At 63.8% G+C, this 23,010-nt stretch carries 23 protein-coding genes and 1 pseudogene; 10 read left to right on the top strand and 14 right to left on the bottom strand.

Annotated elements, in window-relative coordinates:
* Positions 1-24 precede the first annotated feature (24 nt).
* Positions 25-510 carry a glutathione peroxidase gene (locus QRN52_RS17355; protein WP_284754564.1) on the top strand — a complete coding sequence of 162 codons (486 nt, stop codon included), beginning with the start codon at positions 25-27 and terminating at the stop codon, positions 508-510.
* On the opposite strand, the gene QRN52_RS17350 is transcribed toward QRN52_RS17355, so the two are convergent.
* The 4 genes from QRN52_RS17350 to QRN52_RS17335 all read right to left on the bottom strand — a co-directional run bounded on the left by QRN52_RS17350 (position 507) and on the right by QRN52_RS17335 (position 5,734).
* The gene (locus QRN52_RS17350) at positions 507-2,186 is read right to left on the bottom strand and encodes an amidohydrolase (RefSeq protein WP_284754563.1); all 1,680 of its coding nucleotides are present in this window, start codon (positions 2,184-2,186) and stop codon (positions 507-509) included. The genes QRN52_RS17355 and QRN52_RS17350 overlap by 4 nt on opposite strands.
* Before the next feature lie 49 nt (positions 2,187-2,235).
* Positions 2,236-2,874 (bottom strand): TetR/AcrR family transcriptional regulator, encoded by a 639-nt coding sequence (locus tag QRN52_RS17345; protein ID WP_284754561.1) that lies wholly within the window; start codon positions 2,872-2,874, stop codon positions 2,236-2,238.
* Between the two features lie 22 nt (positions 2,875-2,896).
* Positions 2,897-4,369: an APC family permease gene (locus QRN52_RS17340; RefSeq protein WP_284754559.1), complete on the bottom strand. Its 1,473-nt coding sequence runs from the start codon at positions 4,367-4,369 to the stop codon at positions 2,897-2,899.
* 345 nt (positions 4,370-4,714) lie between these two features.
* Entirely contained in the window at positions 4,715-5,734 is a 1,020-nt protein-coding gene (locus tag QRN52_RS17335; protein ID WP_284754557.1) for a LacI family DNA-binding transcriptional regulator, read from the bottom strand.
* Positions 5,735-5,887: 153 nt separating this feature from the next.
* Between QRN52_RS17335 and QRN52_RS17330 the strand changes: the two genes are divergently transcribed.
* The 7 genes from QRN52_RS17330 (at position 5,888) to QRN52_RS17300 (ending at position 13,495) form a co-directional block, all read left to right on the top strand.
* Positions 5,888-7,525 (top strand): ABC transporter substrate-binding protein, encoded by a 1,638-nt coding sequence (locus QRN52_RS17330; RefSeq protein ID WP_284754555.1) that lies wholly within the window; start codon positions 5,888-5,890, stop codon positions 7,523-7,525.
* A 9-nt stretch (positions 7,526-7,534) separates the two neighbouring features.
* On the top strand, positions 7,535-8,476 hold the full coding sequence (locus QRN52_RS17325; protein ID WP_284754553.1) for an ABC transporter permease: 942 nt from the start codon (positions 7,535-7,537) through the stop codon (positions 8,474-8,476).
* Between the two features lie 5 nt (positions 8,477-8,481).
* Positions 8,482-9,372 (top strand): ABC transporter permease, encoded by an 891-nt coding sequence (locus QRN52_RS17320; RefSeq protein WP_284754552.1) that lies wholly within the window; start codon positions 8,482-8,484, stop codon positions 9,370-9,372.
* The gene (locus QRN52_RS17315; protein WP_284754551.1) at positions 9,369-10,247 is read left to right on the top strand and encodes an ABC transporter ATP-binding protein; all 879 of its coding nucleotides are present in this window, start codon (positions 9,369-9,371) and stop codon (positions 10,245-10,247) included. The genes QRN52_RS17320 and QRN52_RS17315 overlap by 4 nt, the downstream gene beginning before the upstream one ends.
* On the top strand, positions 10,247-11,074 hold the full coding sequence (locus QRN52_RS17310) for an ABC transporter ATP-binding protein (RefSeq protein ID WP_284754550.1): 828 nt from the start codon (positions 10,247-10,249) through the stop codon (positions 11,072-11,074). The genes QRN52_RS17315 and QRN52_RS17310 overlap by 1 nt, the downstream gene beginning before the upstream one ends.
* Positions 11,075-11,080: 6 nt before the next feature.
* Complete coding sequence (locus QRN52_RS17305) at positions 11,081-12,163, top strand: C45 family autoproteolytic acyltransferase/hydrolase (protein ID WP_284754549.1); 1,083 nt, start codon at positions 11,081-11,083, stop codon at positions 12,161-12,163.
* Between the two features lie 390 nt (positions 12,164-12,553).
* Positions 12,554-13,495 carry a phosphodiesterase gene (locus QRN52_RS17300; RefSeq protein WP_284754548.1) on the top strand — a complete coding sequence of 314 codons (942 nt, stop codon included), beginning with the start codon at positions 12,554-12,556 and terminating at the stop codon, positions 13,493-13,495.
* A gap of 4 nt (positions 13,496-13,499) precedes the next feature.
* On the opposite strand, the gene QRN52_RS17295 is transcribed toward QRN52_RS17300, so the two are convergent.
* Together QRN52_RS17295 and QRN52_RS17290 are read right to left on the bottom strand one after the other, a co-directional pair.
* Positions 13,500-15,083: a stealth family protein gene (locus QRN52_RS17295; RefSeq protein ID WP_284754547.1), complete on the bottom strand. Its 1,584-nt coding sequence runs from the start codon at positions 15,081-15,083 to the stop codon at positions 13,500-13,502.
* A 52-nt stretch (positions 15,084-15,135) separates the two neighbouring features.
* Entirely contained in the window at positions 15,136-16,044 is a 909-nt protein-coding gene (locus QRN52_RS17290) for a hypothetical protein (protein WP_284754546.1), read from the bottom strand.
* Positions 16,045-16,214: 170 nt separating this feature from the next.
* Here QRN52_RS17290 and QRN52_RS17285 point away from each other — a divergent pair, with 170 nt between their 5' ends.
* Together QRN52_RS17285 and QRN52_RS17280 are read left to right on the top strand one after the other, a co-directional pair.
* The gene (locus QRN52_RS17285; protein WP_059388531.1) at positions 16,215-16,514 is read left to right on the top strand and encodes a type II toxin-antitoxin system VapB family antitoxin; all 300 of its coding nucleotides are present in this window, start codon (positions 16,215-16,217) and stop codon (positions 16,512-16,514) included.
* A complete protein-coding gene (locus QRN52_RS17280) occupies positions 16,507-17,241 on the top strand; it encodes a LytR C-terminal domain-containing protein (protein WP_284754544.1) in 735 nt (244 codons plus the stop codon). The genes QRN52_RS17285 and QRN52_RS17280 overlap by 8 nt, the downstream gene beginning before the upstream one ends.
* A 40-nt stretch (positions 17,242-17,281) precedes the next feature.
* On the opposite strand, the gene QRN52_RS17275 is transcribed toward QRN52_RS17280, so the two are convergent.
* The 8 genes and pseudogenes from QRN52_RS17275 to QRN52_RS17240 all read right to left on the bottom strand — a co-directional run.
* Entirely contained in the window at positions 17,282-17,923 is a 642-nt protein-coding gene (locus QRN52_RS17275) for a TetR/AcrR family transcriptional regulator (RefSeq protein ID WP_284754543.1), read from the bottom strand.
* Positions 17,924-18,039: 116 nt separating this feature from the next.
* Positions 18,040-18,738 (bottom strand): DsbA family oxidoreductase, encoded by a 699-nt coding sequence (locus tag QRN52_RS17270; RefSeq protein WP_284754542.1) that lies wholly within the window; start codon positions 18,736-18,738, stop codon positions 18,040-18,042.
* Between the two features lie 204 nt (positions 18,739-18,942).
* Entirely contained in the window at positions 18,943-19,491 is a 549-nt protein-coding gene (locus tag QRN52_RS17265; protein ID WP_284754541.1) for a GNAT family N-acetyltransferase, read from the bottom strand.
* 123 nt (positions 19,492-19,614) lie between these two features.
* Complete coding sequence (locus QRN52_RS17260) at positions 19,615-20,949, bottom strand: MFS transporter (protein ID WP_284754539.1); 1,335 nt, start codon at positions 20,947-20,949, stop codon at positions 19,615-19,617.
* A gap of 115 nt (positions 20,950-21,064) precedes the next feature.
* On the bottom strand, positions 21,065-21,538 hold the full coding sequence (locus QRN52_RS17255; RefSeq protein ID WP_284754538.1) for a heme-degrading domain-containing protein: 474 nt from the start codon (positions 21,536-21,538) through the stop codon (positions 21,065-21,067).
* Between the two features lie 4 nt (positions 21,539-21,542).
* Positions 21,543-21,851 (bottom strand): Dabb family protein, encoded by a 309-nt coding sequence (locus tag QRN52_RS17250; protein ID WP_284754537.1) that lies wholly within the window; start codon positions 21,849-21,851, stop codon positions 21,543-21,545.
* Entirely contained in the window at positions 21,848-22,732 is an 885-nt protein-coding gene (locus tag QRN52_RS17245) for a TolB family protein (protein ID WP_284754535.1), read from the bottom strand. The genes QRN52_RS17250 and QRN52_RS17245 overlap by 4 nt, the downstream gene beginning before the upstream one ends.
* 102 nt (positions 22,733-22,834) lie before the next feature.
* Positions 22,835-23,010: pseudogene (locus QRN52_RS17240) on the bottom strand (sugar phosphate isomerase/epimerase); the annotation flags it as partial.

Genomic DNA, 23,010 nt, shown 5'->3' with positions numbered 1-23,010 from the left:
TCCACGTCGTAAGGAAGCGATTCAATGTCCCCGCTCTACAGCATCCCCCTGACGTTCAACGACGGCTCCCAGGCCGACTTCGGGCGTTTCGAGGGCAAAGCCGTACTAGTAGTCAATGTGGCTTCGAAGTGTGGTTTCACGCGCCAGTACTCGGGACTTGAGGAGCTCTACGGCAAATACCGTGACCGTGGATTCGAGATTCTGGGTGTGCCGTGCAACCAGTTCGCTGGCCAGGAACAGGGTTCCGACGCCGAGATCGCGGACTTCTGCCAGCGCAGTTTTGGAGTCTCGTTCCCGCTCGCGAGCAAGTCCAAGGTCCGCGGCAAGGAGCAGCACCCCCTGTATGCCGAGCTGACCCGGACCGCCGACGGCTCCAAACCGCAGAAGGTGAAGTGGAACTTCGAAAAGTTCCTCGTGAGCCGCGAAGGCGAGGTGCTCGCCCGCTTCCCGTCCGCCGTCGAGCCCGATTCCGAGAAGCTCATTGAGGCGCTCGAAGAGGCCCTCGCCTAGGCCCTCTGGACGGAATCCAGAGTGACTCCCGCCGTAAGCGCCTGACGGTTATCAACAACGATTTCACCGTCAACAATGGTCAGGATCACCGGCGTCTGCGCAAATTCGTCCGGCGCGGTGGTCAGGGGGTTGTGCCGGACCACCGTCAGATCGGCGCGGGCCCCCCTTTCCACGATTCCACCTTCTTCACCGACAGACCTCCAGTATTGGCTCGTGTAGCCTTCGAGCGCGGCACGAGCGGAGAGCGCCTGCTGGGGTTGGACGGGCTCGACGTCGGGCCGGCCGGCCGGGCGGCGCGTCTGGGCTGAGGCGATGATCGCCCGCGGGTCGAATGGAGCGATGGGCCAGTCCGATCCGAGCGCGACGATGGCTCCTGCGTCGCGGAGATCGCGGGTCCGCCACGCGTGGTTGGCCCGTTCGCTGCCAAGCCTGCGGGACCAGTTGTCGGTGTGGTCGGCGCGGCTGTAGAGGGCGCAATGCGTCGGCTGCAGGCTGGTAGCGGCCCCCGCGCTGATGATTTCCGCCAAAACCGAGTCCGGGATGGACTCAATGTGCTCGATCCGGTGGACCGTGCCGTTCTTGGGGAGGGCTCCGATGGTCCGCGCGACGAAGGAAACGGCCTGGTCGCCGATGGCGTGGGTGGTGGTGGGGATCCGGTGTTCGTGGAAGAACTTCATGGCTGCGGCGAGGGCTTCAGGATCGTGCCAGAGCGGATGGAGCGATTCTCCGTGGGTGTCGGGCTCAAAGAGCCACGCCGTGCCGTTGTCGATGGTTCCATCCATCATGAGCTTGATGCCGTGAACGTGCCAGCGCCTGCCGTGCCTGCCCTGCATCGCGAGCATGGCCTTCAAGTCCTCCTCGGTGGCGCCGGGCATAACCCAAGGGGAGATCCGCAGCCGGATGGCGAGCTCGCCCCTCCGCTCCAAGGCCTCCAGCACTTCCAAAGTGTCCGGGGCCCCGAAGTCCAGCATCTGGCCTGCTACCAGTCCGGATTCGGCCATGGAACGCAGGAGTTTCCCGAGGTCGTCGACGCGCTGCTCGAAGGAGAGTTGGGGGAGGACGCCGCGGACAAGCTCCTGGGCGGCAATTTCGTAGAGCATGCCGTTGGGCTTGCCGAGCTGGTCAACGCCGACATAGCCGGTGCTCGGCAGTTCTTCCGTTCCAGTGACCCCGGCGAGCTGGAGGGCGGCTTCGGAGACCAGCGAGGCGTGGCCGTCGAACAGGGTGATGAACACGAGTTCGTCGTCGAGGATGCCGTCGAAGAGGGAGTTGTTGAAGCCCCCATCCCCGAAGATGACAGGGTCGAGGCCCCAAGCGAACAGCCAATCGGAGCCGACGGCGTGCGGCGTGGAAGCGGCGTACCGCGCAAGGGCGGCGCGGACGTCGTCGAGCTGGGTGATCCCGCCCAGGTCAAGGCCACGGGCGATGTCCGCGCCGTGGATGGGATGGATGTGGGCGTCAACCAGGCCGGGGCAGACCGTTGCGTCGCCGACGTCGAACACCTGTTTGGCTCGTGCGGTCCATTCGGCGGCTTGGTTGGTGTCGGCGTCGGCCCGGCCGACGTGCGCAATCCGGCCATTGGAGATGGCGACGAAACCGGCGGTCTCTGTGAGCGCCTCGCCGTGGAGGATGCTGGACGAGAGGATGACGAGATCGATGGGCTCGGGCGTGGTCAAGATGTAACTCCTTATTGTGTTCGGGTTTCCGACGTCCGCCCGGTGAGGATCAGTCGTCGTCGATGGCCGCCTTCAATCCGGCCGAAAGGACATCGGCCAGGAACGCGAAGCGGTCTACCGGGTGCTCTGCCACGGCTTTCTTTGCCGCGAACAGATGGGGATACGTGCCTTCCTCCTCTTCGTTGATGCTCCATGCGGATTCCATCGTCATTGCGTCGAGGCTCGCGCCAATCGCTGCGCTGTCGAGGGTTTCCAACGCGGGAATGATGAGGTGCCGTGGCGCCCCCGCAATCTCGAACGCTTCGACAAACTGGTCGTATCGCTCCAAGGCTGCCGGGTGTGACACCGGCTGCGTGAGCAGGAGGGGAAGGAGTGCCGGTACTAGGCTGTAGGCCTTGCGGAGGGAGTCGAAGATCTCGCGGATGACGTCGTCGAGGCTGCCGGACGGCAACTCGGGCATCGGAGCTCTGTCTACGAGCGCGCCACGGGCCAGTTCGATGATCTCTTGACGACCCGTGACGTGCTTGTAGAAAGATGACTGCCTGACGCCCAGGCGTTCCGCGAGCCGCGGGATCGAAAGGCTCTCTTCCTCCTCGAACATCTCAAGCGCCGCGCGGCCGATCGCCTTCCGCGAGAGCCTCGGTGTCCGGGGCCGTCCTAGCTGGCTGGTTTTGCTCGGAGTCTGCATTCCTCAAGACTAGGCTCCGGGATCACTCGGCGTGGCCGATCCGCTGGTAGGCGGCCGGGTTGACCTTGCGCAGCACGAGGGCCAGCACGGTTCCGGCCGCAAACAAGAGCGGTGCAAAGATGAGCAGGGTGGTGTTGACGGGGTCCCCGGCCGGGAGGCCGGTGAGCAATTGGGCGTTGTTGGCCATCAGGTAGACCACCACGCACATGATGATGGTGGCGGCCACGGCGGAAGGCACGACGTACCAGCGAAGGCCGTGGTCCTTGAGGCGGGCGAAGAAGACCACGACGCCGACGCCCGTGAGTGCCTGCAGGAGGAGGACGCCGATCACTCCCGGTGTGTTCGTCCAGATCAGGAATTGAGTGAAGGGGTCCAGCTGGAGTAGGGCCGCGCCGATCACGAGGGCGAGCGCGAGGAGGGTCTGGTCGAAGCCAGCCACCGAGGGTGTGCGGTATCGCGGGCTGATCCGAGCTGAGCGTTTCGGGAAGATGCCCTCGCGGCTCAGGGACAAGGTGTAGCGGTTGATGGTGTTGTGGAAGGAGAGCTGGGCGGCGAAGATGCTGGTGACGATCAGCACGCTCATGAGGTTCACGCACCAGCCGCCCGCGAAGTTGCCCGCTGCGATGTAGGCGGTGTCCCCGGCGTCGAGGTGGCCCGCAGCGAACGCTTGGACGGCGTCCGCTCCGAAGGCCTGGACGATGATCCAGACGGCGAAGGCGTAGAACGCCCCGATGAAGGCGATGGAAATGTAGGTGGCACGCGGGACGCTGCGGTCCGGGTCGCGGGCTTCTTCCCGGTACAGGGCTCCGGATTCAAATCCCATGAAGGCGGAGAAGCCCAGGCCGAGGACGGCGGCGAACTGCGGGGAGAAGATGGCCTGCGGGCTGAAAGATTCAAAGCTGATGCCGTGTGCGCCGCCTTGGGCCAAAACGAACGCAGCGACGAGGGCGACGATCGCGGTTTCGAGGGTGAGCAGGACGGCGAGGACCCTGGCGCCGACGTCGATCCCGCGCCAGCCGAGGTACCAGACGGCCCCGATCGACACGATCGCGTAGAGCCACCAGGGAAGTTCCACGCCGGTGAAGGACTTCACGGCGAGGTTGGCTTGGATCCCCAGTAGTCCGTAGAGGCCGATTTGCAGGCCGTTGTAGCTCATCCAGGCAGTGAGGCCGGAGCCGAGGCCCACCACGCGGCCGAGGGTTTTCGAGATGTAGCCGTAGAAGCCGCTGTAGGACCGGACGTGGCGGGTGAGCGCCATGAAACCGATGGCGAACAGGCCCAGGCCGATGGCCGCGGCGATGTAGATGGAGGGTGCGCCAACGCCGCCCACCGCGAGGGCGAGCGGGGCGATGCCGACGACGATAGTCAGCGGGGCGGCCGCCGACACCAACATGAACACAATGTCGCGAGTGCCGATTGCGTTCTTCTTCAATCCGCCGTCAACGCTGACGGTCGCGGACGGCACGAGTGCCGCCTCTTCTTTAGTGAAAGCCATTCGCTTATTGTGAGGGGCGGCACATGTTCGCGTCAAGAGGGTCTGTCCTGGGGCGCGCTTCCGAACCCACGCAAACGGCCAACGCTCGCTCACGTTTATCGCCTTTTTTGGCAGACGCTCGCTCATTTTTGTCGCCTAACCGGGACGACGCCGACGGCGGCCGGCGGCACCCCGGTGCGGCAGCCCGACGTCGGGCCCCAACCTCGGACGCTCGCTCACCTTTGTCGCCATTTCGGTCAACGCTCGCTCACCTTTAGTGAGCGAGCGTTAGGCGGGATGGCCTTATAAGTGAGCGAGCGTCGGGGAAAAAGCGCCCACTTAAGTGAGCGGGCGTTGGGTGCTGGGCTAACGGGTGCTGGAGCCTCGAACGATGAAGCGTCCGTCGGTCCCTCCTTGGCCGTTCTTTGGGACCCCGCCCAACTGTTCCACCAATGCGGCGACGGCGGCCCTTGCGAGAACTTCGGGTTCGAGGTCGATGGCACTGATAGGTGGAACGCTGTTTCGGGTCTGTTCCGAGTCCGAGCCTGCGACGATCAGGATGTCCTCAGGGGAGATGACGCCGGCTTCCGCAAGCCGCGCCATCAGCCCGGCCGCATGGCGCCCCGTGAGGCAATAGACGGCGTCGGGCCTGTCTGTCATTGAGAGGAGATCTTCGCCGATTGCCCTTCCGCCAAGGGTGCCGCTCGTTTCCTTCTGGGTCACGACGATGGGCTCCTTGCCTCGCGCGGAACACCATTCGCGATAGCTGGCTTCCGTGGTGATGTTCCAGGAGTTGCGGTCGGAGCCGATGGCGATCGCCACCCGCCGTGCCCCGTTTTCCTCGAGGTGATCGAGCACCTGCTTGGTGATCTTGGCGGTGCTGGGCTCGATCCAGGCAACGTAGTCGGGACGGCCGAGGTCCTTTCCGACCGTAAGCAAGGGGATTCCTTCGGACTGAAGCAGGTCGATGACGGGATCGTTCTCCACCGGTTCCGTAATGATGAAGCCGTCGGCCGCCAATGAGACGCTGGGCGCATCCGGCAAGGTGGGGTCGCTGAGCAGCATGAGTCCGTAGCCGTGGTCCAGGGCGCTGAGCGAGGCGGCTCCGGCAAATCGCAGAAAGTAGTCCACGCCTTCCGGGAGGAACGACTCAAGGGTGTCCAGCGGGCGAAGCACGAGCGCAAGGATTCCCAGCCGATTGCTTCGAAGGCCGCTGGCGACGGCGTTGGGCCGGTAGCGCAGTCTTCTCGCCGTTTCGATCACCCTCGCTCGGGTGGCTTCGGCCACGATTCCCTTTCCGCTGAGCGCGTGGGAGACGGTGGTCACTGAGACCCCCGCTTCGCGGGCTACCTCGCGGATGGTGGAGCGTGCGTTTCGCTGCGTCATAGCTGCAAGGTTATGCCTCCTGGAAGTCCTTCCGAAATCGTTTTGTTAATTTTTGCCAAGATGTTGCCCAAAACGTTTTGGGTGATTAGCGTCACTACAGCAATCAGCAGCCGATTGGGGCGGCCCCCTACCAAACGAAGTACGGGAGATCCATTGAATAAGAAACTCATCTGCGCAGGAGCCGCTGGCCTAATGCTCCTTCTTGCGGGGTGCAATGGTGGCGCCGCCGCCAAGGCCCCGGATGCCCTCAGCCCGAAGGACCTGCTCGTCACCACCCCCGCGGCCACGACGAACCTGGACAAGATCGTGTGGAACAACAACTTCGGTGAGCCGCCGTCGATCGACCCCATCAAGAGCGCCGACTACCCCGCAAGCGGCGTGGTTTCCAACTTGTGCGAGAGCCTTTTCCAGATCCAGCCGGACTTTTCCATCAAGCCGAACCTGGCCAAGAGCGTCAAAAACGTCGACAACAGCACCTACGTCTACGAGCTGAAGGGCGGAGTGACGTTCTGGGACGGCAAGCCAATGACGGCGGACGACGTCGTCTTCAGCCTCAAACGCCACCTTGATCCCAAGGAGATCAGCTACTGGGCATCCGATGTCACGGCCAATATCGCTTCCGTGGACAAAACCGGTCCCAACGAAGTGACCGTCAAGCTCAAAACCCCTGATGCCACCTTCAACAACCAGCTTGCGACGCCGATCGGCGCCGTCGTGGAACAGGCCCAGCGGGAGAAGGCCGGCGTCGACTATGGCAACCCCGGCGCCGGCGTCATGTGCACCGGTCCCTACTCTGTAGGCGAGTGGAAGCAAGGAGTCTCGATCACCCTGAACCGGTACGACGGATACTGGAACACCGCCAAGAAGGCCAAGACCAAGCAGATCGAAATCCAGTTCATTACCGACCCCAGCTCGATCGCCAACGCCCTCGCCACCGGTGCCATCGACGGAAGCTACGACGTTCCCTTGAGCGCCATCAGCCAGCTGTCAAAGTCCACCACAGGCCAGCTCTTCTACGGCAAGTCCCTGCAGAACATGGCGATTATCAGCACCGGGACGGGGACGCTTGGCGACCCGGCAGTTCGCAAGGCACTCACGCTCGCCACGGATCGTGAAGCGATCGCCAAGACGGTATTTGAAGGAGCGTCGACGGCGGCCCAATCGCTAGTGCCAAACGGCGGCTGGAACTACAGCGGGACCATCTTCGAAGATGCGCGCAAGAACCTTCCTTCGACGACGCCAAACCTCGATGAAGCCAAGAAAGTCTTGAAGGACGCAAAGGTCGATTTGAGCAAGCCCATCAAAATCGTCTACCCGATTGACCGGACGTTCTACGCCGACATCATCTCCGAGTTCGCCAACGCGGGCGCCAAACTCGGCCTGACGATCGAACCCAGCGGTGTGCCGGGTGCACAGTTCGGCGCGTTCTTCTCCGATCCGAAGGCGCGTGCGGGAGCCGACGCCTTCGTCACCACGAACTACATGAACGTGGCCGATCCCCTTATCCACCTGGGCGCCATCGCCGGCCCGAACGGAATGCAGAACTACTCCGGATTCTCCGATCCCCAGATCACCGATCTGCTGGCAAAGGCCAAAGCCACGTCCGACGACGACGCCCGCGCGAAACTCACGGTGCAGGCCGAAGCCCTGATCATGGACAAGGAACCGTGGCTGCCGGTGGTCGACAGCTCCACGCGGCTCTTTATGAGCAAGCGCGTCACAGGTGTTCCGGCCTCCTTCGTTTACCTCTACTACCCCTGGGCCGCTGACCTGGGCGGCACGGGCAAATAGGCGGCAGACTTGAGATTCCTCGTCCATAGGCTCTTGGCGCTCGGTGGAGTGCTCATCGCCTCAAGCATGATCGTGTTCGGTGGCCTGTACCTCGCCCCCGGCAGCCCTGAGCAGTTCCTCGTCCAGGGACGCACCGTCAGCCCGGAGGTACTGGCAGCAATACGCAGCCAATACTCCCTGGACGACCCCCTTCCGGTCCGCTACTGGAATTGGTTGTCCGGACTCTTCACAGGAGACATGGGCCGCTCATTGCTCACCCAGCAAGATGTGGGAACCCTCATCGCCAGCCGGATTCCCACGACTCTCTCGCTCGCGGCCGTCGCGGCGGTCCTGATCATCGTCGCCGGAATCGGGCTCGGCATCCTTGCCGGTACCCGCGGGGGAGTGGCTGCGCGGATCGTGATCTTCGCATCGAACCTAGGCATTGCCGTCCCGACGTTCTTCGCAGCCCTCGTCCTTATGTCGGTCTTCAGCATGGGGCTGGGCTGGTTTCCGGTCTTCGGCGCCGGCGACGGCGTGGTTGACCGCGTATGGCACCTCACGCTGCCCGCCTTGGCGCTGTCGCTTCCATCCATCGCTGTCGTTGCGAGGATCACGCGGACCGCGATTGTCGAGGAGAGCGAATCGGAGCACGTGCTGATCGCCGTCGCGCGCGGCTTGCCGAAGCGGATCGTCCTCTGGCGCCATACCGTCCGCAACTCCCTTCTGCCGGTGACGACGGCGGTCGGCATGCAGATTGCCGGGCTCATCGCGGGCGCCTTCGTCGTCGAATACGCCTTCACCTTGGACGGGATCGGAGCCTTGCTGGTGAATTCGGTCCAACGCAAGGACTTCGCCGTCGTCCAGGCAGTCGCACTCATCATGGTGGTGGCCTTCGGCGTCGTAAACCTCGCGGTCGACCTCCTCTACGCCGTCATCGACCCCCGCGTCCGCCTGAAGAAAGGACAGTGAACGTCATGGCAGCAAGCGAAACCGCGGTCCTGTCGACCGCGCCAGGCATACCAGCCCAAGGACGCCTCGCCTCGGTCCGGCGCCGGCTTGGCTGGATCGGCATGGTCTGCGCAGGGATCGTCGCCGTCGTGGTGCTGGCCGCCATGGTTGGCCAGTTCTTCGTGCCCTACGACCCTACGGTCGGCTCCGTCACGCAGCGGCACCTTGGTTCGAGCGCTGAGCATTTCCTTGGCACGGACCAGGCCGGGCGCGACATTTTCTCCCGCTTGATCGCGGGCGCCCGGACAAGCCTCGTCGGCCCGCTGATCGTCGTCGTCGCCACGGCGGTTGCCGGATCGATGCTGGCCTTCACGGCAGTGTGGTTCGGCGGGAAAACGGATGCTTTCCTCGGCCGTGTCCTCGATGTGCTCTTCGCCTTCCCCAGCCTGTTGCTGGCTATCCTTGGGGTTGCCATCTTCGGGCCGGGACTCGTGACCGCGTCCATCGCCCTCGCTGTCGCGTACATCCCCTACAGCGCCCGCGTGATCCGCAGTGTGGCCCTTCGCGAACGGAACCTGCCCTACGTGAAGGCCGCCGAACTGCAGGGAATCAACGGCTTCACCATCACCCTCCGCCACATCTTGCCGAATGTGTGGACGCAGATCCTCACGGGGTCCACGATCAACTTCGGATACGCCATCGTGGACCTGGCTGCGCTGTCCTTCCTGGGCCTCGGCATCCAGCCACCAGCGGCCGACTGGGGCCTCATGATCTCCAACGGCCAAGAATCGCTTCAGCAGGGTTTCCCGGGGCAGAGCCTCTACGCGGGCCTGTGCGTTGTGGCCACGGTCGCGGCGATGGCTTACATCGGCGAACGGCTGGGCGGCCGCGCAGCAGCAGGAAGGAGCAAGCAATGATTGACATCAGCAACCTGGAGCTGGGCATCATCGACCCCGACTCCGGGGCCAACAAGCCCGTACTTAAGGGAATATCGCTCAGTATCAAGCGCGGCGAGGCGATCGGTTTGGTGGGCGAATCGGGCAGTGGAAAGTCGATGACCCTACGCTGCATCCTTGGGATCGAGCCCCGCAACTCCGTGGTCACCGGGGACATTGTTCTCGACGGCGAGAACCTCAGGACCCTGCCCGGAGAGCGGATGCGTGGGCTTCGCGCCAGCAAGATCGCTTTGATTTCCCAGAATCCACATGCCGCACTCAACCCGGTGTTGCCGATTGAGACCTACCTGCTCGAAGGCATGGCGGATGCGCATGGCCGCAACGCCAAAGCTGCGCGGACCCGCGCCGGAGAGATGCTTGAGCAGGTGGGAATCCGCAGCGTTGACCGCGTGCTGAAGGCGTTTCCCCATCAATTGTCAGGAGGCATGCTCCAACGCGTGGTCATCGCCGGCGCCATCTCCGGCAGGCCGGGGCTGCTGCTGGCGGACGAACCGACGACGGCCCTCGACGTCACCACACAGGCTGAAGTCGCGGCGATCCTCGACGAGAAACGGCGGGACCTCGGAATGTCCATGATCTTCGTGACGCACGATCTCGACCTGGCGGCCGCGGTCACGGACCGCCTCGCAGTCATGCGGTACGGCGAAATCGTGGAGATCGGCACTCCGGAGCAGATCCGAGACAACCCCCGGCACGCGTACACCCAGATGCTGATGAGCATCCGGCCGACGCTGAATGGCGCCACACCGCAAGCGCACGACGACGGCGACAGCACCGGCGTCGGGCATTCTGCTGCGGGACTGCCCGCCGAAACAGAGATCGGGAGCACCCTGTGATGACGAACATCATCGAAATATCAGGCCTCAACAAGACCTTCCGGACCAGCCGCAAGCACGAGCCTGTACGCGCCTTGGACGATGTCTCCGTAGCCGTGCGGGAAGGCAGCTGCATGGCGGTGGTGGGCGAATCCGGTTCGGGCAAGACCACCTTGGCACGGGTTCTTGTCGGGCTTGAGACGAAGGATTCGGGCGAGGTGGCCATTGCCGGCACTCCTGTCACGACGTCGCTCCAGCGAAAGGAACAGCGTGCCCGTGCCCGCGCAGTGCAAATGGTCTTCCAGGATCCCAACGGCTCCCTGAACCGGCGCTTGCCGGTGGGCAGCGCCGTTGACGAGGTTCTCCGTGCGCATTTCCCGCTCACCGCATCCCAGCGCAAGGAACGGGTTTCGGAGCTCTCCAAGAGCGTTGGCCTGGCTGATTCCCACGCGCAATCCCTGCCGTCGGCCTTGTCTGGCGGCCAGAAACAGCGCGTGGCGATCGCACGGGCTTTCGCCGCCGAGCCCAAAATCATCGTGTTGGATGAGGCTGTCTCCGCCCTCGACGTCTCGGTGCAGGCGCAGGTCCTCGAACTCCTGCATGAACTGCGGCGCGACAAGGGCTTGAGTTACCTCTTCATCACCCACGACCTTTCCGTGGTGCGCAACATCGCTGACGACGTAATTGTCATGCGGCAAGGACAGATCCTTGAGCGGGGAACGGTGGACGACGTGCTCGACCGTCCGCAGTCCCCGTACACCCGGCTCCTTTTGGAGTGCGCGCCGAAGCCTGGCTGGAAGCCGCGGCGCGGAGTCATAGAACACCTCAATTCAAAGATCGCGAGTTAGTTATCCATGAACCAGAAAATCGAGACCCAACGTGCCATCATCGCCATCGATGCCTTGAGTCCCTTTGAGCGGGGAGTCCAACGCAGCGAAGCGCTGGGGGAGAGCCTCCTGGGCGGCATTGAGCTCTACTTGAAGCTCTTCCACACAGTCGGCGTCAAGCAGGAAACCGTGCGCTCCGACGCGGAACGGATCATGGATGAGGTGGCGGACTGGTCGCCCCGGTTGCTCGACGAGATGAGGGGTGTCGCCTCCGGTGCTGGCGTGGACCTCTGGCAGATCGGCGCCCTCAACGCCCGGACCGAGATCCTGTCGCAGGCGCTCGGGACCAGGCCGGGCGAATGCTCCACGATCGGCAGGGTGGCTGATCATGTTTTCGGCGTGCAGACCTGGGACTGGCACGAAGAGCTCGACCCGCACTGGCATCTTCAAAGCGTGGCCGGAACCAAGCGGAATTTCGTAGGGCTGACCGAGCACGGCATGCTGAGCAAGATCGGAATGAACGACGCCGGGGTGTCGGTTTTCCTGAACATCTTGGGTCATGTGGATGACCGGCCGAGCGGGGTGCCGATCCACCTGCTCTCGGCGGAGATCCTGGCCAATGCGTCCTCGGTTGAAGAGGGTGTGGAGATTGTCCGCTCCGCTCGCGTCACTACCTCAAGCGCACTGACCCTCATGGATGAAACAAGGGCCGTCACTGTGGAAATCAGCCCCGCGTCGGTGGTGGTTGTTTTGCCGGAGAACGGAACCCTCGCACACACTAACCACTTCCTGGACGAGGCCCTGGGCAAAGGCGAAAAGCCCGGTCTCTACGACCCCGACTCGCAGGACCGGCTGGCGTTGGTGCATTCGCGACTAGGCAGGTACCCGGAATCGACCGGCGTCGACGACATCCTGCCCTTCCTCTACTCCGACCCCGAGCAGCCCGGGATTTGCTGCGTTCCCAAGCCGGATGCCACGTTCGGCAACCGCTGGGCCACCTTGGCGACTGTCACCATGGAAAACCGGAAGTGCGAAATGCGCGTCGCGAACGGTACGCCGATCGACGCCCGCGCCGAGGAGTGGTTCGTCATGATGCCGCCAGCCGGCTGAGCAAGTACCCCTTGACGCTCGCTCACGTTTGTCGACTTTCCGGCGGACGCTCGCTCACGTTTATCGCCCTTTGGGCGGACGCTCGCTCACGTTTGGCTGACTAGCGGACGACGGCGCGCTGCGGCACTTCGGTGCGGCAGCCCGCCGTCGCGCGTTAACCCCTGGACGTTCGCTCACCTTTTAGTGAGGGAGCGTCAGGGAAAGCGCCTATATAGGTGAGCGAGGGTCGTCGAAAAGTGCCTTAAAGGTGAGCGGGCGTCGGGCGGGGAGCACGAGTAATTTTCCAACATTCCGACGGTAAGTTACCCTGCGTTAGCCTTTTGTCTGGTTGGATTGGGTTTATTGGGGCAGACACTGGAGGCGCCGTCTCCTACCGACCCGAAGGTAGTAATGGAGCTCATCGAGGCCGAGCATCCGCGGCCAGGACACGTACTTCTGCACCTTAGCGACTCCCATCTGTTGGGAGGGTCGGAACCCCTTTACGGCGCGGTCGACAGCGAAGCCCATCTCAGGCAACTCTTTTCGGAAGTCCACGCATCGAAGGTCCGTCCCGACGCCGTGATCTTCACCGGTGACCTCGCCGATCAGGGTGAGCCCGGTGCCTACGCCAAACTCCGGTCGATCGTCGAGCCTGCCTGTCGCGAGATGGGGGCGCGGGTGATCTGGGCGATGGGAAACCACGACGACCGGGCGAATTTCCGCGCGGGCCTCTTCGACCAGAGCGACAATGACGCCCCGGTGGATCACAGCTACTTCGTCAAAGGGCTGCGGATCATCACGCTGGATACCTCCGTGCCCGGATTCCATCACGGTGAACTAAGCCAGAGCCAGCTCGACTGGTTGGGATCGGAACTCGCAACACCGGCTCCGGACGGCACGATCCTTGCCCTCCACCACCCTCCGGTCCCGAGCGTCCTCGATCTATCCATCCTGGTGGAGCTGCGTGGCCAAGCGGCGCTGGCCGACGTCGTACGCAATTCGGATGTCCGCTCCATCCTGGGCGGTCACCTGCACTACTCCACCACGGCCATGTTCGCTGGCGTCCCGGTATCGGTGGCTTCCGCGAGCTGCTACACGCAGGACCTCAACGTTCCGCAGGGCGGCACCCGCGGCCGGGACGGCGCCCAGGCATTCAACCTGGTGCACGTTTACGAGCAGACGATCGTGCATTCGGTGGTGCCGTTGGGCAAGTCGCCGACCGTCGGGGAGTACGTCAGCCCGGAAGCCACCAGGCGCCGGCTCGCCGAAGCGGGCATCCGCATCCCCCAGCGTCCTACGCATGAACGCGGTTCCAAAGCTGACGCGAAGCGCCCGGAGATGACCCGCCGCTAGCGGACTACTTCTCCCACGGCGCTTTGACCGGGAAGTACTTCTCCATGAAGTCCGTCACGAGTCCGGCCCGTTCATCGGCGGCCACCTCGGGGAAGCTGCCATCGTTGAGGCAGAAGAAGTCCACATTGCGCTTGGCGAGCAGCGTGGGCAGGTAGTGCAGCCCGGACCACAGGGTGGTGTCCACGTACCTGACCTTGGCGGCCGTCTGCGTGACCGCCCTACCCGTGAGCAGCGAGTAGTAGTGGTAGAACGAGTTGGTCACGGAGATGTTGTCCGCCGCACGGAACCTGCTGCCTGCCGTCTTGGCGAACTCGGCCGGGAACTCGCGCTCCATCTCTGCGACCACGCTGCGGCGGAGGGGTGCGGCGGTGTGCTCCAAGTGGCGCGTGGTGATGCGCCCGAACCGCTCCCAGAGGAGCTTCCTGTTGACGCGGGCCGCGTTCTCGAAGCCGCTGCGTTCGGCGTCGTTCTCTCCCAGCCCGATCCGGGTGGAGGCCTCGATGAACTTGGTGATTCCGCCCGGAGTGAAGAACATGTCCGGTGCTACAGGCCTGCCGAAGAACATGTCGTCGTTGGAATACAGGAAGTGCTCGGAGAGGCCCTCAATGTGGTGCAACTGTGATTCCACGGCCTGGGAGTTGTGGGTGGGCAGAACTGTGGGGTCCTTGAAGAACTCCTCGCTGCGCACGATCTTGACGCTCGGGTGCTCGGCCAGCCACTCTGGCACGGGGGAGTCCGTGGCAATGTAGATCCGGCGAATCCAGGGCGCATACATGTATACCGAGCGCAGGGCATATTTGAGCTCGTTGATCTGCCGGAAACGGGCCTCGTGGGCATCGCCCTCGCCCAGGACTGCGTCTTTCATCTGCTCGCGGCGGGCGGCGATGTACGCGGGGTCGTTGCCGTCCACCCATGAAAAGACGATGTCGACGTCGAAGTCGATGTCGCTCGCGTGGTCCGCGAACATGTTCTCGATAGTCGGCCATCTCAGCCCGTGGCGTTCCACCGTGCCCCGGACAGCGTCCTGGCGCAGCATGGTTCGACGGGTCAGGGAGTTCTCCACCGGCAATACGAGTTGTTCGCCGTCGAACTCCCACAATTCCAGTTGCACGCCCAAGGATGGACCGTACGTCAGCCCGCCCCCGGGTTCGACGCGTGGGCGGAAGAGCCGGAAGATCCGGGCCTTCCGGTTGCTGGAGAGCTCGCCGTCAGCCACCAGCAACGTGGATTTCTTCCGCGCATCAACGGTCATGGAGTAGAACGGTTCGTTCCGGAAAGCGGACACCAACGCCTGGCGCAGTTTCTTCCGGAGCTTCCAGTCGACGGCGATCACCGGCCGGTGGTCGTTACCGCGGACCAGGATGAAGTCCAGCCCTGCCGCGTCCAGTGCGGCGCGGATCACGAGAAGGTCTTCGACCATCACCTGCTGCGGGGTGCGGTTCTGGTTCAGCAAGCTGTATCGGCCACGATGGCGGACGACGTCGGCGCGGTGCTTGAGGCGCGCCTCGACGTCGGGCGACGTCGGCTCTGGGACGACCGCGTCGTCGTCGGAGGCGGGACTACCAAAGTAAATCGCTTGCTGGTCCATGACTGTGATGGCTTTTCTCCGAAAGGTTGTGGAAAGTGTGGGCTTAGCGGACTCAGCCCACCAAGGCTTCACGCCAGCTGCGCAGGAATGCGCCGCCGGCGTCGTCGTGAATGACGTCCTCGCCCAGGCCGAGGTCTGTGGCTGTAAGAACATCGTAGGGCTTGTTGGGCACACCGTCGGCGGGACGGACGTCGACGTGCTTGACGCTGTGGTCATTGTGGTGGAGCCAATCGGCCATCGCGTAGTCCGTGCGCGAATCTCCTACTGTCCGCCAGGCCTGCGGGGTGATTCCTTGGGCGGCGAGGAGTTCCACCGCGCGGCTGGCGCCGAGATCCTTGCCGAGCCGGATGGATTCGATGTCCGTGGAGATGATGGTGGGATCAAGGCGGTAGTCGGCAGCGTCGTCGGACCCTGGTGCGTGGTGGTCTAGGAGCGCGGCAGAGAGCCCGTGCCTGCCCATGAGCGCCAGGGCATCGGCGTCGAAGAGCTTCTGCTCGGCCAGGTAGTCGTCACTTGAGACGTCGAGATGCTGCTCTACGGACACCATGGCGCGCTTTGTCTCATCGAAGAACATGTGCGTCGCATAGTCCTCTGCCACCATGCGGCGGACGTCGTCGCCGTAGGCCTTCGGAACAGCAAGGTCATGGTCTACATGGATGGGTCCCGGGCCGCCCGAGGTGTAGCTGAACCAGACTGCGCCCTTCTCGCAGATCGCGTGGACCACCGTTCCCGCAGGCATTCCGGCGGCGATCATGGGCGCCATGACCTGCTCGCGGATGAAAGCGTCCGAGCGGCCGGTGTTGAAAATGACAGGGATGCCTGCGGATGCCAAGCCCACAAGGTCGGCGATGATTTCCGGCTTCACATCGCGCGTCACAGGACTCGCGACAGGGCCGTCGACGTCGAGGAGGAGTGCGAGGGCGGGAGCAGCCGGGTGCGTGCCCGGCATTGAAGCAGTCATGATCCCATTCTGTCAGTCCGGCGTGATGGCGGCAGCGGTGTGACGGCCGACGGCGGCAGGCGGCACCGTTTCGCCGTTTACCGTCCGTGAACGGTTACCTTTTGGCCACAACCTTGGTGGCCGACTTCTCACAAGTTCCCTTGGACGACTTACTTCTTTAGGCTTGCAAAGTGATATTCAAAGCTGTGGGCGAGGGACGCCCGTACCCTGACCATGGTTTTTCCACGCCCAAGGACTGGGCCTCGCTGCCACCCCGTCCTGTCCGGCTCGACGAACTCGTCACCACCAAGCGCACCCTTGACCTGGAAGCATTGTTGGCCGAGGATTCGACGTTCTTCGGCGACCTTTTCCCCCACGTCGTGCAGTACCAAGGCCTGCTGTATCTCGAAGACGGGCTCCACCGTGCAGTCCGGACTGCGCTCCACCAACGCACGGCGATCCACGCCCGGGTGCTCGTGATAGATGGTTAACGAAACAATCCCGGAAGAGCAGGTGGCAGTGCCCGAGAACGCGGATCCGAGTAAGCGCCGGAAACGTCCCCGTCGTCAGAAAGACCCGACGATTCTGCACGGGCATCGAGTCGTCACCGGTCCGGAACTGCGGGCAACCTTTGCTGAGATTCCCGGGCCTGAAAGCCATCCCGGGTGGTTCAGCCGCCGCCTCTTGCATGCGATCGTTCTCGCACTGCTCGTCGGATTGGTCGTTGCCGGACTTGTAGGCGCCTGGGCAGTCATGAACGGCGTGATCCGTTTCCCCTCCGCCGTTGCAAGCCAGGCCCCGGCGGCCGTATGTCCCGCCACTGTTTTCGACTACACGCCCAACAACAAAATCAACGTCAATATCTACAACGCGGCTGGCAAGGCCGGGCTGGCCAAGAGCGTGGCGGACCAGTTGAAAGCCCGGGGATACAACGTTGGCACCGTTGATAACTCAACCACCAGCTACACCGGCCCGGCGGTGGTCGTTTCGGGATCCAGTGGGCAGGCGGCAGCGTTCAACATCCAGAAGAACATCGCCGGCACCGATTACGTCCAGGACCAACGCACGGATGGTTCCGTGGACCTCATCCTCGCCCCCGGTTTCTCGGCACTGGTCCCACCGGAACTCGTGGACAACACCCCGGGGAAGCTCAGTTGTCCCCGCCTGGAGCAGCGGATTGCGGACAATGCGAAGCTGCCGGTGATGCCGACGCCTTAGCGTTGGCCTTTCCGCAGACGGCGCCAGCCCCGCGACCGGGTCACGCCAAGCGCGCGGGCCGGCCGTCGTCGTCGAACCTTGCTCCCGCGCCCAACTGGACGAAACGCACAGTCTGGACCAGCCGCTCCTCAAGCTCGTCCAGCTCCGCCCCGTTGGTCGCATTGCCGCGGGCGGCGCTGGAGGAAAGAGTTCCATGGATGAGCCTGGCGAGCTGGCCGACGTCGGTGGGCGGGAGGTACCCGGCGGCGATTCCGTCGCGCAGGATGTCCTGGAGCAGCAGGTTGAGTTCGCCCACGTGATCTGCCAATTTCGCGAAGGAGCCGGGGGAGAGGACAGCCGCCATCGCGGGGCCCGGAGGGAGATGCCGGCGGCTCAAATCTTCCACTTGGGCGCGCACATAGAGGGCCAGACGGTCCACCGGGTTCTGCAGTGCGGCGAGGGATTCGCGCAGGTCGCCCAGGAACCGCTCGGTCTCGTCCAGTGCGTACGCGATGAGGAGCTGTTCCATGTCGGCGTAGTAGTTGTACACCGCGGTCCGCCCGACGCCAGCGTGCCGCGCGACGTCGGTCATGGTCAAGCCGGGCAGGCCGTGGGTGAAGAGCAGTTCGCCGAAAGCTGTCAGGACCCGGCGTCGGGTTTCAGCGCGTTGCGCCGCATTGGTGGCGGCCGTAATCCTAGGCATACAGACACTTTACAGGGATCTGTCAGCAAAGTTGGGTGGGCGTGGCGCGAGCTGGCAGCAGGTGACCTCTCAACGCCCGGTTGGGGTCATCTGCTGCCAGCTCGTGCGGGGGGATCCTAGATCGCGCAGCCGTCCGGGCCGCAGGCTTCGGCGTCGGGGCTGCCGACGGCGACCAGAGGGTTCGCTTCCTGCCATGCCTGCGTGAGGGCCTGGGTGAAGACCTCGGAGGGCTGGGCTCCGGAGAGTCCGTACTTGCGGTCGATGACGAAGAAAGGCACTCCCGTGACGCCGAGCATCCGGGCTTCGGCGATGTCGCCGCGAACGTCCTCTGCGTACTTGTCGGTGCTGAACAACTCGGCGATTTCGGCTTCCGGCAGGCCCAAGTCGCTGCCGAGCTTGGCCAGGTATTCCTGGTTGCCGATGTCCTTGCCGTGTTCAAAGTGGCCGCTCAGGAGCAGTTCCTTGGCTTCGTCCTGCTTGCCGTGGGCTGCCGCCAGATGGATGAGGCGGTGTGCCGTGAAGCTGTTGGCCACCACGACGTCGTCGAAACGGTAGTTGAGGCCCTCGCCCTTTGCCTGCAACGCCACGTGCTCGAACATCTGGCTGACCTGCGCCGGGTTCATGCCCTTGCGCTTGCTCAGGTAATCGAGCTCTGTGCCGTCGTAGTGATCCGGGATACTCGGGTCCAACTGGTAGCTGCGCCACTGGATCTCGACGGAGTCGCGGTGCGGGAATTCGGCGAGGGCCGCTTCGAACCGGCGCTTTCCGATGTAGCACCACGGGCAAGCGACGTCTGACCAGATCTCAATCTTCATGATCGCGACAACCGGAAGTCGAGGCCTGACATTCCCGGAATGGCCTGTTGGACTCGTCACAGCATGCGCGTTCACGACGCGCAAAATGGTCTGCGACGCAGGAACAGGCAGGCGCTACGCGAATTCAGGCTGCGTGGAACGGTTTGCGCGTCGCTGGGAATTTTGCGCGTCGCGGGCCCGTTTGCGCGTCGCAGACCGGCCGACTCAGGGTTCCCAGGGTCCCTGGACCGCCCGCTCCATCACGAAATCGTGCTCCACCGTATCGCCCAGCCGGAACGACTTGGTTCCGACCTTCCTGAACCCACTCTTCTCGTAGAAGCGGATAGCCTTGGCATTCTGGCTGTTGACGCCAAGCCACACGCCGGCGGCACCCGAGCCCGCGGCGCGGTCCAAGGTTGCCTTCATGAGCTCCGCGGCAGCGCCCAGTCCGTGGTGTTCCGGATGCACATAGCACTTGCTCAGTTCAGTGGAAGGGTTGAGCGTCAGGGCCGAAGCGACGTCGGTATCGCTCGTGGGGCGGGCCACGAGCATGCTGTAGCCGCGGAGTTCCCCGGCGGCATCGATGGCCAGGATGGTGACGTCCGGATCGGCAAGGTATTCCGTGAACTTCTCTGCGCTGAGCGTCCTGCGCAGGTGCGCCGCGATGTCCTCGGGCGAGGAGCCCGGCGGGCAGGCGAGCGGAAAGGTGACGGCGGCGAGCTCCGCCAGCCGTCCGGCGTCGTCCGCTGTTGCTTCACGGATTGTCTGGCTCATAGGGTCCTCTCAGGCAAGCGGGCGCAAAAATGCCCCTCAAGACTGATCTTAAGGGGCATTCCGGCCAGGGATTACGACGGCGGGGGCCGCCCGAGCTTTCAGCCCGCGGGGCCGTCGGGCTGCTTAGGCGGAGGCTTCCGCAAGCAGTCGAAGGTCCTCGTCCGGCTCGGGATCCCGGCCCAAGGCGAGGCCGATGATGGTGACCACCGCGGTGACGAGCAAGTATGCCGCGATCAGGAGCCAGTTTCCGGTAGCGGCGTAGAGGGCCGTGAAGATCAAGGGTGCCACCGCTCCACCCACGACGCCGGCCACCGTGTAGGCCAGGGAACTGCCGGCATAACGAAGCCGGGCCGGGAATTGCTCGGTGATGAAAGCGGCCTGCGGTCCGTACATAAAGGCGTGCAGTCCGAGGCCGATCACGACGCCGACGGTCAGCACCAGGACGGAGCGGGACTGGATCATGAGGAAGAACAGCGGGATGTACACGGCTGTGGCCGCGGCGGTGATGCCATAGACCAGCCGGCGGTTGAACCGGTCCGTGACTGCTCCCGCAGCCGGGATCAGGAAGAGCTGGAAGGCCGAGCCCACCAGCACTGCTCCCAGGACGTTGCCGGTGGTCATGCCGAGTTCCTTGGTGGCGTAGACCGCGACAAAGACAGTGAACAAGGCGTACAGGACGTCGGGGCAGATCCGGCACAACGCGGCGGCAAGGAGGGGGCGGAACTGGGTGGTGAGGACTTCCTTGATGGGAGCCTTGGGCCGTTCGCCCGTGGCCTCGATAGCCTTGAATACCGGGGTTTCCTCGAGCTTGAGCCGGATGACGAGCCCGAAGGCAACCAAGATGGCGGAGCTGAGGAACGCCACGCGCCAACCCCAAGCGATGAAGGCATCGTTGCTCATGGCGGCGGCGAGGACGGCCAGTGCGCCATTGGCCAGCAGGTTGCCGGCGGGCGGACCGATTTGGGCTGCGGAAGACCAGAAACCGCGCTTGTTGGGATTGGCGTACTCGCTGGACAGCAAGACGGCACCGCCCCATTCGCCGCCGACGCCGATGCCCTGGGCCAGGCGAAGGAGGACCAGGATGATCGTGGCTCCAATGCCGATGGTGTGGTAGTCCGGCAAGGCGCCGATGAGGACCGTGGCCGCGCCAATAAGGACGAGGGTGATGACCAGGACGTTCTTGCGTCCGATCTTGTCCCCGAGCCGGCCAAAGACCACACCACCGATGGGCCGGGCGAGGTAACCCACTGCGAAGGCCGAGAAGGACAACAGGAGGCCCGTGGTTTCGTCGTTCGTGGGGAAGAAGATCTTCGGGAAGACGAGCGCGGAGGCCACGGAGTAGATCGCGAAGTCGTAATACTCCAGGGAGGTGCCTGTGACGCTGGCAATGAAGGCCTTGATGGCGCCTGCCGAGGGTTTGCTGCGCCGTGTTGAACGTGGCGAAGTGGTCGCGGACATGGTTCCTCCATGGAACGTTGGGCGGGCTTTGTGATCCCGATCTCAATCGGGGCCTACACCCAATGATGCATCACATGGAGGAATTGTTCAACAATTTTTTGGCAAGAGTTTCTGCCTAGGCTGCGAGATGTTGCCGGATCCCTTCGACAATGAGGTCATGATCCTCCTGGGATGAAAGGCCTGACGCGGTGACGGCCGCGACCACTCCGACGCCATGGACCCTCACGGGAAAGGAGCCCCCTGTCACGGCATAGTCGGCGCCGAGCCATCCACTGGCTACCGGATCGATACCGGCGGAGGACAACCGGGCTTCGACAAGCGCGCTGCTTGCTTCCATCCGCAAAACGAGTGCGGATTTCCGAGCGATCCACGATTCCTGGTCCGGTGTGATCCCGGGCAACGCAGCGCGGAAAAGAATGAGCCCGGGACGCCGGATGTCGATGCCGATCGCGTGACCGGCCGCCTGTGCCATGCCTGTGAGCCGCGAGCCGAGCCTCCAGGCGTCTCCATGGTCGAAGGAGGCGAAAATCAGCTCCTCCTCCTGGCGTTTGAGCGTTTCCAATGCTTCAAGGGTGGCGATGTCGGCCATGGAGCTACCGTCCTTCCGGGCCGTAGGGTTCGAAATCAAACTCCTGGAAGTCGGACACTTCGTACGCCCACCGGGTCTCGACGAATCCGACGTGGGCGGGATGGTCGTTGTAGGAGTTGAAGGCCTCAACGCCGTCGAACTTCATTTCGAACTGAAAATTGAGCGGGCTCTTCTCTGAAATCTGGCGGGAAACGCGGAAGTCCTGCACCACCGGTATTGCGGTCAAGGTGGTGACTGCTGCGTCCAGGAATTCCCGTTCGCCGGAGGAACCGGGCTCGTGGATGAGGGAGAAGGTAACCGTGTGACGGATCATGGCATTCCAATCGAATTGCTGACGGGATAGGCAACATAAGCGAACCGCTCCGAGTCGGGTGACCAGCTGTTGACGTTGAGGGTTCCCTGGCCTCCGAAGAGGGGCCACGTGTGGAGCGGCGTTGTCCAGTCGCTCGTGGAAACGACGACGACGTCGACCGGCAAGTCCGCGGGGTGGCCTACCGTGCCGCCGGGGAAGCGGATGTAGCTGGCCAGGCGCCCGTCGGGCGTGAGGTGCGGGAACCAGTCGACGGTTTCGCTTTCAAGCAGGCGCTCCGGCGTGCTGCCGTTGCCGTTTTGCACCCTGGCCAGCTGGGCGTGGCCCGGCTGGCCGGTGAAGGCCTCGGTATTGAAGTACAGCCAGTCCCCGTCGGGCGAATACTCGGGACCATCGCAGTGGCCATCGGCGTCGATCGCGGTGGTCTGGCCGCCCCCTGCCGGAATCGTGATGAGCCGGCCCGGCTGGGAAAAATCCCCGGCTTCTATTCCGACGTAGGCGAGCGTCTGTCCGTCCGGACTGACGCCGTGGAGAAAATGGAACCACCCGTCGTCGTCCGTGATCTTGGTGGCTTCTCCGCCGTCGAGGGCTGCGCGGTAAATGTGGCCGTCATTCGCCGAGAGGTAGATGGTGGCGCCATCGGGCGCGAGGACGTGGTCGTTATTGAGGTCCGGGACGCCGGTGATGGCTACCTTTTCAAGTCCTCCCGAAAGATCCAGCCGCCACAGGGCACCGTCCCCGTTGAGGATGAGGGCCTGGCCATCGAGCGTCCAGTTCGGTGCTTCCAGCAGCAGCTTGTCCGTCGTGAAGGCCAGTTCGGAGGTGCCGGCGGCAGAGGCGATCCATACCTCACAGCGCTGGCCGTTTTGCAGGGTTCGTATCACAGTGCTTCCTCGGGAGAATTCGGGGCGCGAGTTGGCAGCAGATGCCCTCAAAATCGGATTTCGGGGTCATCTGCTGCCAACTCGCGCTAACCGGAGGGGTGCTTAGTCCTGGCTGAATGCGGCGTCGAAGGACGTTTGCGAGGGCGGGTAGTCGTATTTTTTGAGGTTGGCGAGGGCTTCGGGGGCGCCGTGGAGGCGGTCCATGCCGGCGTCTTCCCATTCGACGGAGATCGGGCCGGTGTAGCCGATCGCGGTGAGGGCCCGGAAGCTTGATTCCC

Origin of the sequence: Arthrobacter sp. efr-133-R2A-120 (genome assembly GCF_030209835.1) — a bacterium.
In the GTDB taxonomy this organism is placed as follows: domain Bacteria; phylum Actinomycetota; class Actinomycetes; order Actinomycetales; family Micrococcaceae; genus Arthrobacter.
The sequence above is the reverse complement of the archived record's forward strand: the minus strand, read 5'-3'. Positions and strand labels throughout refer to the sequence as shown.